The organism is Nocardia sp. NPDC057668, from assembly GCF_042799795.1.
Taxonomy (GTDB): Bacteria; Actinomycetota; Actinomycetes; order Mycobacteriales; family Mycobacteriaceae; genus Nocardia.
In genome coordinates this window covers 281121-293252 of sequence record NZ_JBHVIC010000009.1, presented here as the reverse complement: position 1 = coordinate 293252, position 12132 = coordinate 281121, and the positions used below count along the sequence as shown (strand labels likewise).

Annotated in this window: 11 protein-coding genes; 7 read left to right on the top strand and 4 right to left on the bottom strand. The window is 69.1% G+C overall.

Translation table 11 applies throughout. From position 1 onward, the window contains the following. Positions 1–137 precede the first annotated feature (137 nt). Entirely contained in the window at positions 138–1559 is a 1422-nt protein-coding gene (locus ACFVBH_RS39285) for an amidase (protein ID WP_379011397.1), read from the bottom strand. Positions 1560–1821: 262 nt separating this feature from the next. Here ACFVBH_RS39285 and recO point away from each other — a divergent pair, with 262 nt between their 5' ends. The 4 genes from recO to ACFVBH_RS39265 all read left to right on the top strand — a co-directional run bounded on the left by recO (position 1822) and on the right by ACFVBH_RS39265 (position 6621). After that, positions 1822–2589 (top strand): DNA repair protein RecO, encoded by a 768-nt coding sequence (gene recO / locus ACFVBH_RS39280; RefSeq protein WP_354986034.1) that lies wholly within the window; start codon positions 1822–1824, stop codon positions 2587–2589. Positions 2590–2892: 303 nt separating this feature from the next. Next, on the top strand, positions 2893–5088 hold the full coding sequence (locus ACFVBH_RS39275; RefSeq protein WP_379011385.1) for a DUF4132 domain-containing protein: 2196 nt from the start codon (positions 2893–2895) through the stop codon (positions 5086–5088). 325 nt (positions 5089–5413) lie between these two features. Further along, positions 5414–6217 carry an isoprenyl transferase gene (locus tag ACFVBH_RS39270; RefSeq protein ID WP_354986049.1) on the top strand — a complete coding sequence of 268 codons (804 nt, stop codon included), beginning with the start codon at positions 5414–5416 and terminating at the stop codon, positions 6215–6217. Then, positions 6214–6621, top strand: a complete 408-nt coding sequence (locus ACFVBH_RS39265) for a hypothetical protein (RefSeq protein ID WP_379011380.1) — start codon at positions 6214–6216, stop codon at positions 6619–6621. The genes ACFVBH_RS39270 and ACFVBH_RS39265 overlap by 4 nt, the downstream gene beginning before the upstream one ends. A 321-nt stretch (positions 6622–6942) precedes the next feature. Here ACFVBH_RS39265 and ACFVBH_RS39260 read toward each other — a convergent pair whose 3' ends face one another. Further along, positions 6943–7569 carry a TetR/AcrR family transcriptional regulator gene (locus ACFVBH_RS39260; RefSeq protein ID WP_379011376.1) on the bottom strand — a complete coding sequence of 209 codons (627 nt, stop codon included), beginning with the start codon at positions 7567–7569 and terminating at the stop codon, positions 6943–6945. A 103-nt stretch (positions 7570–7672) separates the two neighbouring features. Here ACFVBH_RS39260 and ACFVBH_RS39255 point away from each other — a divergent pair, with 103 nt between their 5' ends. Then, positions 7673–8647 (top strand): hypothetical protein, encoded by a 975-nt coding sequence (locus tag ACFVBH_RS39255; protein ID WP_379011370.1) that lies wholly within the window; start codon positions 7673–7675, stop codon positions 8645–8647. 180 nt (positions 8648–8827) lie between these two features. Here the strand turns inward: ACFVBH_RS39255 and ACFVBH_RS39250 are convergent, their stop codons facing one another. Both ACFVBH_RS39250 and ACFVBH_RS39245 read right to left on the bottom strand, forming a co-directional pair. After that, positions 8828–9244: a Fur family transcriptional regulator gene (locus ACFVBH_RS39250; protein WP_379011366.1), complete on the bottom strand. Its 417-nt coding sequence runs from the start codon at positions 9242–9244 to the stop codon at positions 8828–8830. Between the two features lie 3 nt (positions 9245–9247). Further along, on the bottom strand, positions 9248–9643 hold the full coding sequence (locus ACFVBH_RS39245) for an ArsR/SmtB family transcription factor (RefSeq protein WP_379011358.1): 396 nt from the start codon (positions 9641–9643) through the stop codon (positions 9248–9250). A gap of 190 nt (positions 9644–9833) precedes the next feature. Here ACFVBH_RS39245 and ACFVBH_RS39240 point away from each other — a divergent pair, with 190 nt between their 5' ends. Together ACFVBH_RS39240 and ACFVBH_RS39235 are read left to right on the top strand one after the other, a co-directional pair. Beyond that, on the top strand, positions 9834–11225 hold the full coding sequence (locus ACFVBH_RS39240) for a glycine--tRNA ligase (protein WP_354986040.1): 1392 nt from the start codon (positions 9834–9836) through the stop codon (positions 11223–11225). Between the two features lie 193 nt (positions 11226–11418). After that, entirely contained in the window at positions 11419–12129 is a 711-nt protein-coding gene (locus ACFVBH_RS39235) for a DUF6875 domain-containing protein (RefSeq protein WP_354986041.1), read from the top strand. Positions 12130–12132: the final 3 nt, after the last annotated feature.

Here is a 12132-nt window from a genome sequence, read left to right as displayed (position 1 = left end):
CGCGGGGCGTCTCGCACGTTGTGCGGCGTCGCCGGGGCGGATCGAAAAGGCGGCCAGGCCTATAGCCCGCGCCCAGATCGCACGCGGGCGCGGAGTCCAGTTGGTGCGGGCCGGTCGCGGGTGGGTGTGGTCGGCTGTCAGGCAGCCGGGGCGCTCCACCAGTCGGCGGGGCGGTGTTCGTACCACTTCAGTTCCGACTCCAGTTGGGCGGCAACCGAAACCAAGAGGGGTTCGGAGTTGGCGGGGCCCATCAGCTGGGCGCCGACCGGGAGGCCGGAGGCGGTGAAGCCCGCGGGGACGTTGACCGCGGGCCAGCCCAGGACGTTCCAGGGCCAGGTGTAGGGGCAGCAGGCGGTGATCAGTTCGTCGGTCGCCCAGTTCCCGATGTTGTCGATCTCGTGTACGCCCGGGGGCGGGGTGGCGGTCGTGGGGGCCAGGACCACGTCGTAGTCGTCGAAGAACCGGCCGATTCGCATGCGCAGCAGGGTTTCCGCGTGGCGGGCGGCGAACAGGGCCGGGCCCAGGATCCGTCCGGTGCGCGCGTTCGCGACGGTGCGCGGGTCCACGGTCGCGCCGGGGAGCGCGTCCAGGGCCTTGCGGATGCCGACCATCGAGCGGGGCAGGAAGGTCGCGCCCATCATGACGCCGTAGTGCAGGTCCGCCACGGTGACCTCGTGGCCGAGGCGGCGCAGGGTGTTCGCGGTCGCGTGTACGCGCGCCTCCACCTCGCGGTCGAGGCGGGTTCTGGTGGCGGTGAACGGGATTCGCAGGGACAGCGCGATGCGCAGGCGGCCGGGATCGCGGCCGACGGCGTCCGAGACGCGCAGGGCGGGCGGGGTGTGCAGATCGCCGGCGTGCGGGCCGGCGGCGGCGTCGAGCAGCAGGGCCGCGTCGGCGACCGTGCGAGCGAGGGGGCCGTGCACGGTGAGGCCCTCGAACGCCTCGGGCAGCGGCCAGGTCGAGATGCGGCCGCGCTGGGGTTTGATGCCGACGAGGTTGTTCCAGGACGCCGGGATGCGAACCGAGCCCGCGCCGTCGGAACCCAGTGCGGCGGGCACCAATCCGGCCGCCACGGCCGCGGCCGAGCCGCCCGACGAGCCGCCGGGAGTGCGCTCGGAGCCCCACGGATTACGGGTGTGGCCGAAGGCGTCGCCGCTGGTGAACGGCAGCTGGCCGAGCTCGCAGGTATTGGTCTTGCCGAGGATCACCGCACCCGAGATACGCAGTCGCCGAACCACTTCCGCGTCCGCGGTCTTGTCCGGGAAGTTGCCGCCGCAGCCGAACGCGGTGGGACTGCCGACGATGTCGGTGTCGTCCTTGATGGCCAGCGGCACGCCCAGCAGCGGTGCGCGCTCGCCCGCTGCCAGCTTGCGGTCCGCGTCGGCGGCCTCGGCCAGCGCCGCCTCGCGCCGCACCACGCGGAAGGCGTTCATCCCGCCCTGGCTCGCCTCGATGCGATCGAGTGCGGCGCCGGTCGCCGCGACCGAGCTGACCTTGCCCTGCGCCAGCGCCGCGGCCAGCTCCGCCAGCCCCAGTTCACCAATCGACGCCATCGTCATGTGAGTCCCGTCTCCCAGCCGTAAGCAGGAAACGTAGCGCGATTCTGGTCACACGTCCAATGTCACTTTCGGTCAAGATCGCCGCGTGATCGGGGTTGTCGCACGCGGGGCGCTCGGACCGGTCGGCGCTTCGGGACTCCGCCTGCGCGGAGGCGGATCGGCCGGGCTGTCCCGCGGCTGATCGCCGGGCGGGCCGGGATCTTGTGCGGGCACGCCGGTGACCGGGGCGGGCGTGGTCGGTCTCGCGTGCGAGACTGTTGCGGTGCAGCTGTACAGAGACAACGCGGTGGTGCTTCGCCAGCACAAGCTGGGCGAGGCAGACCGCATTGTCACGCTGCTGACGCACAAGCACGGGCTGGTGCGCGCGGTCGCCAAGGGGGTGCGGCGGACCCGGTCCAAGTTCGGGGCGCGGCTCGAACCGTTCGCCTACATCGACGTGCAGTTGCATCCCGGCCGGAATCTGGACGTGGTCACCCAGGTGCACACGGTGGAGGCCTTCGCCTCGGACATCGTCGCCGACTACGGCCGCTACACCACCGCCTGTGCCGTGCTCGAGACCGCCGAGCGGCTCGCCGGTGAGGAACGCGCCCCCGCCCCGCGCCTGCACACCCTGACCGCGGGCGCCCTGCGCGCCATCGCCCTGGGCCGCCGCCCGCACGAGTTGATCCTGGACGCCTTTCTGTTGCGCGCCATGGGTTTCGCGGGCTGGGCCCCCGCCCTGGACGAGTGCGCCCGTTGCGCCACCCCCGGCCCGCATCGCGCCTTCCATGTCGCCGCCGGCGGCGCGGTATGCGTGCACTGCCGTCCGCCCGGCGCGGCCACCCCCATCCTCGGGGTCCTGGAACACATGGTCGCCCTCAACGTCGGCGACTGGTCCGGCGTCCACGCGGTACCCGAGAACATGCGCCGCCAGGCCAGCGGCCTGATAGCCGCCCACCTCCAATGGCACCTGGAACGCCAGCTCCGGACCCTCCCCCTGATCGAACGGACCCGCCCCCACGAGCCCGCGGAGTCCGCCTCCGTCAGCTGACCACACCGCTGGAGCGGTGTCGCCCACACGGACTTTCGAGCCCGCCTCTCGCGTTGTCATGCTGTCGACGGCCCGCGGCTACTCGGCCGGCTCGGCTGCGCGCCGGCCGTTGATGAATGCCCCGCGTCGCACCGACCCTGCCGGTGCCGCTGGGGAATCGGAGCTTGCATTCGCCACGTGCGCGCGATCGAGGCCGAAGCCCGCCCGTGGCCGGCGGGTGTATCTCCCGCCGGTGCGTCCGTTGTCGGTGTGCCCGGATACATTGCGGGCGAAGGAAGTCGGGCTCGTGGGCTAGGGGAGACAGTGGCAACATCTCAGGTTGAGGCCGATATCAGCGCGGTGCCGGAACTGCTGGCCGCGCCGCCGTGGGTGGGGGGTAAGCGGATTCGGCCGACCGTGGTCGACGTGGTGGCGGTGGAGATGCCCGCGGGGCTCGAGTGGATACCCGGCGAGCGTGAGCTGTGGGCCGGGCTCGCGGCAAAATACGACCACGCCGATGACACGACGTGGCGACGGGTGATCGACGACGAGCTGGGTAGCCCCGGCTTCACGCTGGTCGAGCTGTTGGCCGACGCGCCCGAACACCTCGCTCGACCGCACCTGCGGCATCTCGACGCCGTGCCCGGGGATCAGCGATACGGCAGCGGCGGTTACTACAGCCATTTCTACTCGAACGGGACGTACTTCCAGCGCACTGGAACCGATCTGCATCGGAAGCTGCTCGCGCGCTTCGGTTCCGACGTGCTGGCCTGGGTGATCGAGTCGACCACGTTTCAAACCTGGACGTGGGCCACGAGCTGGGCGCCGATCACCGGTACGGGGGTCGCGGCCCGGATGGTCGAGACCTTCGACACCTACGAGGCTCATTACGCGCGGACGTGGTTCCTGCGTCACCCGGACTCGACCGCTCGGGCGCTGATCCCGGCCGCGGTCGGCAAGGGCGTCAAGGCGCGCCGCCAGGCCGAGACGATCCTGTGGCTGCTCGACGGCCAGGGGCATCGCGACCTAGTGCTGGCCGCCGCGGCCCCCTATGGCACCGCGGTCGTCGAGGTGATCGCGTCCACCCTGGATCGAGATCCGTTGCAGCGGCTGCCCACTCGGATCCCCAAGGCGCCGGCCTGGCTGAACGTCGGTGGGCTGCCTCGAATCCGCCTGCGCGACAGGGCTGAATTGCTGCCCGCGCCAGCGGTCGAGCATCTCATCAGCATGCTCATGATGTGCGCCCCCGACGACGACTACGCCGGGGTGCGGATGGTCGCCGAGGCGCTGGACCCCGCCACCCTGGGCGATTTCGCCTGGGCGCTGTACCGCGCGTGGGTGGTCGCGAAGTATCCGGCCAAACGCAATATGTGGCCGCTGCGAGCGCTGGGCCTGATCGGGAACGACGAGACCGCGGTGCGGCTGCGCACCATCGCCCAGGGCGATCGCGCGATCAATCGGGCGGACGCGGCGCTCGACACGCTCGTGCTGATGGGAACTCGCAACGCGCACATGCACATTCAGCTCGTGGCCGAGAACTCCTCCTGGCCGCAGGTGAGTGGGCGCGCGGCGACGCGGATTCGTGGGCTGGCGACCGAGCTGGGTCTCACGGTGGACGAGTTCGCTGACCGGCTCGTGCCGGATCTGGGACTCGACCGGCAGGGCACGTTCACCGTGGACTACGGCACGCGGCGGTTCACCGTCGGGTTGGACGACGAGCTGGATCCGGTCGTGCGCGAGGCGGACGGTTCCCAGCGCTCGAGCCTGCCCAAGCCGGGCAAGACCGACGGTCCCGCCGCCCCGGCCGCCTACGCCGCCTTCGGTGCCTTCAAGAAAGCCCTGAAGGCCGCCGTCGCCGACCAGTCGACCCGGCTGGAAACCGCCATGGTGCTGGGCCGGCGCTGGACCGTCGCCAACCAGCGCACGCTGTTCATCGATCACCCCCTGCTGCGCCAGCTCGCCCGGCGTCTGGTCTGGACGACCTTCGACGCCGAGGGCGCGCCCGGCACCGCGTTCCGCATCGACGCCGACGGCACCCTGGCCGACATCGAGGACAACCCGATCGAACTCGCCGACGACCTCTCGGTCGGCCTCGCGCACCCCCTCCACCTGTACGAATCGATCAAGGACTGGGCCGAGGTGTTCGCCGACTACAGCCTCGTGCAGCCCTTCCCGCAAATCGAACGCCCGAGCTTCGCCCCCGACTCGCCTGGGTTCGCCGCCGGGCTGGATCCCTACTACGGCGCGGTGGTTCCCACCGGAAAACTGCTGGGCCTCAACCGTTTCGGCTGGGCCAAGGGCTACGGCGAGAACGGCTCGACAACCCGCTTCATCCGCACCCTCCCCGGCGGCGCGACCCAGGTGTTCCTCTACATCTCCCCGGGCATCGACGGCCGCAACCCCATGGGCGTCGCCGAACAGACCATCGACTCCCTCCGCCTCCCCGAGAACCTCGACCTGACCGACCTGAACCTGGTGATCGCCTCCGAGCTCCTCCGCGAACTCGACACCCTGCGCTGACGGATCGCCGCGCGAACCCGCGGTGACCGGTGGTCTCGAGCTCACCGGCCCGCGAGCGCGCGCGGAGCGGCCGACGCCGGTCGCCGGAACGTTCGCGCGACGTGCGGGTGCGATGCGGATTCGCGCCGCCGAGCACGCGGGGGACGGGCAGGAGTTGTGGTTCTGCCGTCGGGGTCTTCGCAGCCGCGCCCGGCTACCCGGCCGTTGGCGGCTTGCGCGGTGCGGCGGCCGGCCGGGACTCGCGGACATCGCGAATGTGGGGAAGTTGGGCAGAGGTCGGGGGAATGTCGTGGGCGGCGTCGCGCCCGCGGGCGCGTCGGGCAGGATGGTGGGCGTGATCGGTACTCGCAAACCCTCCACCGTCCTGCGCGACGTGCGTCCGCCGTCGCCGCACCCCTCCGGGGCGACCCCGCCCGCCATCCCGGCGGAATTCGTGCCCAAGCACGTGGCGCTGGTCATGGACGGCAACGGCCGGTGGGCGCAGGAGCAGGGGCTGCCGCGCACCGCGGGGCACGAGCGCGGCGAGGCGGTGCTCATGGACACCGTCGAGGGGTGCATCGAGATCGGCGTCAAGTGGCTCTCGGCCTACGCCTTCTCGACCGAGAACTGGCGGCGCAGCCCGGACGAGGTCAAGTTCCTCATGGGCTTCAACCGCGACGTCATCCGCCGCCGCCGCGACGAGATGCACGAGATGGGGGTGCGGGTCCGCTGGGCGGGACGCCGACCGCGCCTGTGGCGCAGCGTGATCAAGGAACTCGAGGTCGCCGAGGAACTCACCAAGGACAACACGGTGATGACCCTGACCATGTGCGTGAACTACGGCGGTCGTGCCGAGATCGCGGACGCCGCAAGGGAAATCGCGCGCCGGGTGAAGTCGGGCGAGATCGACCCGGAGAAGGTGAACGAGGACACCATCGCCAGATTCCTCGACGAACCCGATATGCCGGACGTGGATCTGTTCCTGCGCCCCTCGGGCGAATTCCGCACCTCGAACTTCCTGATGTGGCAGTCCGCCTACGCCGAATTCGTCTTCCAGGAAACGCTTTTCCCGGACTTCGACCGCCGCAACCTGTGGGCGGCCTGCCTCGAATACGCCAAGCGGGACCGTCGCTTCGGTGGCGTCAGGTGAGCGGGGACGTCTCCGCCGCCGACGAGTTGCAGGCTCGCGCCGGCGCCTGCCTGGCGAAGTACGAGGTGGATGTCCGCGTCGAGGACGGCGGTCTCGGCTTCGAGTTCGACGGCGCGCTGTGCTCGCTGCGCGGGGTGAATCTGGCCCCCGGCCTGGACGTGCTCACCCTGACCTGCGTCCTGGCCTGGGATCGCCAGCTCAAGCCGCAACTGCACAAGCGCGTCGCCGAACGCAACGCCGCGCTGCAGTTCGGTTCGATCACCCTGGTCACGCACGACAAGCAGGCCGACATCATCCTGCGCTACACCTTCCCGGCCGCGGGCCTGGAAGACGACGCCTTCGCCACCATGCTGCTGCTGGTGCTGTCCGGCGCGGGCCGGGCACGGCAGGGCCTGCTGGCCTAGCCCGAGAACTCGAAGACCCAACGGCCGCACCGTCACTCGTGCACGGTGCGGCCGTTCACATGCGATGCCGCCGCCCGGGTGCCCGGCCGGTGTCTCGGCGTTCGGGTGGACGGGAACCGCGGCATATGCCGGCGAGTTCGATCGGCCGGTTCGGGCGCGATGCCGCCGCTCGCGTATCCGGCCCGGTGCCTCGGCATTCGGGTGCACGGGCACCCACCGCCGATTTTGGTCGACCGGTTCAGGACCAACGACCTCGTGCCCGTCCGGCGGACTCGGATGCGCCGGGCGGCATGTCCACCGTCCTAGCGCACCCCGGCCGGCTCAGTTCGGCGACACCTCGGGCAGCGCCAGCGGCTTGTAGGCCGGGAGCAGCTGCTCCACCCCGCGCGCGAAGGTCTCCGGATCGGTGTCGCCCAGGATCAGCGACTGCAGGATGAACCCGGGTAGCAGCCCGACGAAGGCCCGGGCGATGGCCTCGGTGTCCGCGTCCGGCGCGAGCCAGCCGACCTCGCGCATGCGGTTGGCGTAGTCGACCCAGAGCCGGCGCATGCCGCCGATGTTGGTGCGCACGTAGTCGGCGATGTTCGGGTCGGTGAGCGCCAGCGACCACGCCTGCGGGATGAGCCGGACCGGCCCACCCGGCCCGCTGAGCCGCACGATGGTCTCGGCGACCGTGCGCAGGAGCTGCGGGGGAGTGGGCAGCGGATCGCTGTAGACCGCCTCGCTGAGCGCGGCCCGCAGATCGACCGTGGCCTCGGTGGTCAGGGCCGCGATGATGTCGTCCTTGGACTTGAAGTACCGGTAGACAGCTCCCGCGGACAGGCCGGATTCGGCGAATACGTCCTGCATGGTGGTGGTGTGAAGGCCCTTGCGGGCGAAGCACGTTTGCGCGGCGTCCAGGATCTGCTGCCTGCGTCGTTCCAGGTGTTCTTCGCTGACTCGGGGCATACGTCAAAAGTAAAACGAATATCCGTTCTTGACAAGCTGACAGCTCGATGTCAGGGTTGTCCCATCAAAAAGAACGAACCTTCGCTTTCTTGGGATGGACTTGATGAACACCACACGCAAGGCCGTAGCCATCGGCCTGGCCGCAGCGCTGATCCAAGCTGTCATGCTCATCGCGTTCGCTTGGCCGGCCACCAATATCGCCCCGCGTGATCTGCCCCTCGCGGTCGCCGGGCCGCAGGCCGCCGTGGTCGAGCAGAAGCTCACCGAGCAGGACGCCGAGGCCTTCGACATCCGCACCGTCGCAGACGAATCCGCCGCCCGGACCGCCATCGAGAGCCGAGAGGTCTACGGCGCCATCGTGACCGGCGGGGGAGCGCCCCGGGTCATGGTCGCCTCCGCCGCGAGCCCGGCGGTGGCACAACAGCTTTCGGGCATCGCACAGGTGCTCTCGGGGCAGCCCGCGGCCGCGGTGCAGGACGTGGTCCCCGCCGATTCCGATGATCCCCGGGGCGCGGGCTTCGGTTCCATGGTGCTGCCGCTGGTCATGTCGGGCATCGCCGCCGGGGTGCTGCTGACCCTGCTGGTCTCCTCGATCGCCCTGCGCGGCGTGGGCCTGGCGACCTTCGCGGTGGCCGGCGGCCTGTTGAGCATGGCGATCGCGCAGGGCTGGCTCTCGATTCTGCCGGGCTCCTACCTCGCGCTGGCGGCCATCGCCGGACTGGTCTCCTTCGCCGTCGCGGGCACCGTCACCGGACTCGCGGCGGCCCTGGGCCGGGCGGGCATCGGCGTGGCCGCGCTGACCATGCTGCTGATCGGAAACCCGTTCTCCGCGGCCACCTCCGCCCCCGAACTGCTCCCGCAGCCCTGGGGTGCCGTCGGCCAGCTGCTGCCGCCCGGTGCGGCCGCCAGCCTGCTGCGCTCGGTCGCCTACTTCGACGGCGCGGGCGCCGCGGCCCCGCTGCTCACCCTGCTCGCCTGGGCCGCCGCCGCGGTGATCCTGCTCGGCGTCGGCATCTACCGGACCCCGCGCACCGCGACGGTCCCGGCCGCACAGCCGGAACTGGCCCCCGCGGTCTGACGCCGCACCCGCGATGACCCCTGCCCGGCCCGATCGGGTTCCGGCAGCCCGGGGGCTGGAACGCGTGACCCCCGCCCGAATGTCGGGCGGGGGTCCGCTGCGTTGTCTCCGGCCCGAGGGCGGGGGCGCGTCCCTTCGAAGGTCGGGTGCGCCGCCGAGCGTTCCGTTTCCGCTTCGCCGCTAAGCGGATTGACTCGCCGAGCAGGCCGGGCAGGTCCCGAAGATCTCCATGGTGTGGCTGATGCCGGTGAACCCGTGCTCGGCCGCGATCGAATCGGCCCAGGCCTCCACCGTCGGCCCCTCGACCTCGACCGTGGACCCGCAGTGCCGGCACACCAGGTGATGGTGGTGCCCGGTCGAGCACTGCCGGTACACCGATTCGCCGGAGTCCGTGCGCAGCATGTCGACCATGCCGGCGTCGGCGAGCGACTGCAGCGTGCGGTAGACGGTGGTCAGGCCGATGCCCTCACCGCGCCGGCGCAACTCGTCGTGCAGTTCCTGCGCGGAGCGGAATTCGTCGATGTCGGCGAGCAGGGCCGCGATGGCGCTGCGCTGGCGGGTGCTGCGAACACCGACTGTCTTCTCGGTCGTTCCCACGGTTCACCCTTCCTCGGCGTGCGCGACGGCATCGATGACGATATGCGCCAGATGCTCGTCCACCAGTTCGTAGATCACTTCGCGCCCGGTGCGCTCCCCGCGAACCACGCCCGCGGACTTGAGAATCCGCAGGTGCTGGCTGATCAGCGGTTGTGTCACACCGAGGGTATCGACCAGCTCGTGCACGCAGCGCGGCGATTCGCGCAGTTGCAGCACGATGGCGATGCGCACCGGCGCGGCCAGCGCCCGCAGCAGTTCCCCGGCCGAGTCGAGGATATTGCGCGAGGGCACCGCCGGCGGCACGGGGGATCGATAGGGGTACGGGTCGTGCGGAATCGCGGTCGGCGCTTCCGTCTCGACGCGGGCGCGCCGTAGCGGCGCCCCACTCTCCGTTGTCATCGAACCAACTCCTTATTGGAAATCGATGCCATTTTTGTATGCACGGGTGCGCATGTCAAATGGGCGCGCGGTACGGGGTCGTGACGAGTCCGGTTCGAACAGGGGACAGCGGGTGCAAACTCCCTTGCCCGCGACAGATAGTCTTGAACGAATCCCTGGCAATCTTCCGGACCGGATGGAGAAATCTCGAGTGGCACCCAAGTCGAAGGTGGATACTGTCGCCAACCTCGCCAAGCGACGGGGTCTGGTGTACCCGGCCGGTGAGATCTACGGCGGCACACGCTCGGCGTGGGATTACGGCCCGCTCGGCGTCGAGCTCAAGGAGAACATCAAGCGGCAGTGGTGGCGGTCCATGGTGACCAGCCGCGAGGATGTCGTCGGCTTGGACTCCTCGATCATTCTCCCGCGTCAGGTGTGGGTGGCCTCGGGCCACGTCGCGGTGTTCAACGATCCGCTGGTGGAATGCCTGAACTGCCACAAGCGGCACCGGCAGGACCACCTGCAGGAGGCGTACGCCGCCAAGCACAAGATCGAGGACCCGGACACGGTCACGATGGATCTCATCGGCTGTCCCGACTGCGGCACCGTCGGCAAGTGGACCGAGCCGCGTGACTTCAACATGATGCTCAAGACCTACCTGGGCCCGGTCGAGTCCGAAGACGGCATGCACTACCTGCGCCCGGAGACCGCGCAGGGCATCTTCGTGAACTACAAGAACGTCGAGACCACCGCGCGCAAGAAGCCGCCGTTCGGCATCGCCCAGATCGGCAAGAGCTTCCGCAACGAGATCACCCCCGGCAACTTCATCTTCCGCACCCGCGAGTTCGAGCAGATGGAGATGGAATTCTTCGTCAAGCCGGGTGAAGACGAGCGGTGGCACCAGTACTGGATCGACACCCGCATGGCCTGGTACACGGACCTGGGCATCGATCCGGAGAACCTGCGGATCTACGAGCACCCGAAGGAGAAGCTCTCGCACTACTCCACCCGCACGGTGGACATCGAGTACCGCTTCCGCTTCCAGGGCAGCGAGTGGGGTGAGCTCGAGGGCGTCGCGAACCGCACCGACTTCGACCTCAAGACGCATTCGGAGCATTCGGGCCAGGATCTGAGCTTCTTCGATCAGACCGCGAACGAGCGCTACATCCCGTACGTGATCGAGCCGGCGGCCGGTCTGACTCGTTCGCTCATGGCCTTCCTGGTCGACGCGTACAGCGAGGACGAGGCCCCCAACGCCAAGGGTGAGCTGGAGAAGCGCATCGTGCTGCGCCTGGATCGCCGCCTGGCCCCGATCAAGGCCGCGGTGCTGCCGCTCTCGCGCAACGCCGATCTCTCGCCCAAGGCGAAGGATCTGGCCGCGCAGCTGCGCAAGAACTGGAACGTCGAGTTCGACGACGCCGGCGCCATCGGCCGGCGCTACCGCCGTCAGGACGAGATCGGCACCCCGTTCTGCATCACCGTCGACTTCGACACCCTCGAGGATCAGGCGGTCACCGTGCGGGAACGCGACTCCATGGCGCAGGAGCGCATCGCGCTCGATCAGGTGGAGAGCTACCTGGCTACTCGCCTGCTCGGCGCCTGATTTTCAGCTCTCGGAAAAGACCGGTCGATACCTGACCGGTCTTTTCTTTTTTCGCATTGCCCATGAAATTCGGGTCACCTCCGATCAATTCGGGTACTTCACTACTCGGGTTAACAGTTCGGCATCGGCGGACTATGGATAGGTATGGGGCAACGGCGCCTGCCGCTGTGCTTCTTATCCGTCGAGGTGAGTCATGAGCGAGCGTGTTATCGGGCCCCGCTCGGGGCTGCAATGGGTGTCATTGGGGGACACCGCTTCATCCTGCCCGGCCGCGCGATCCACCATCGCGGCATTCCGATCATGGGCAGATTCCTATTTGACCCGTCCCAGCGATGATCTGGGCCGTGACGGGCCGGTATGCCCGTATGTGAAACCGGCGATGCGCCGCGATCTGCTCTGGTTCGCGCAGGTTCCCGCCGCGGAACCGCACATGATGTGGGTGCGCGCAATTATCGAGGACGCACTTGCGATTTATCCCGGATTGCCCACGGGGAACGGCAGCTCGACTTCGGTGCTTCGTGCGTTGATCACCGTCTTTCCGAACCTGTCCGACTATTCGCTGATCGATGACATCCATGCCGAATTCAAGACCAAATTCGTTGCGCAGGGAGTGATGTTCGGGCAGTTCTACCCGGGCTGTGATCAACCGGGCCTGTGGAACAAAGACTTTCGGCCATTGGACGCGCCCATGCCGATGCTCGTCGTGCGCAGCATGATGACCACCGACTTCCCATTTCTGCTCGGCAGAGCCGAATGGATGGACGCCTATGTGCGCAAGTTCGCGCCCATGTTGCCCGCGCACGTGCGCGCGGTCATGGTGGGGCGCTTGACCGCTCGCCCGGACGCGTGGGTGCCCGCGTACGCGGAGCAGCGAGACGATTCGTGTTCGACCGGTAGTCGATGAGGC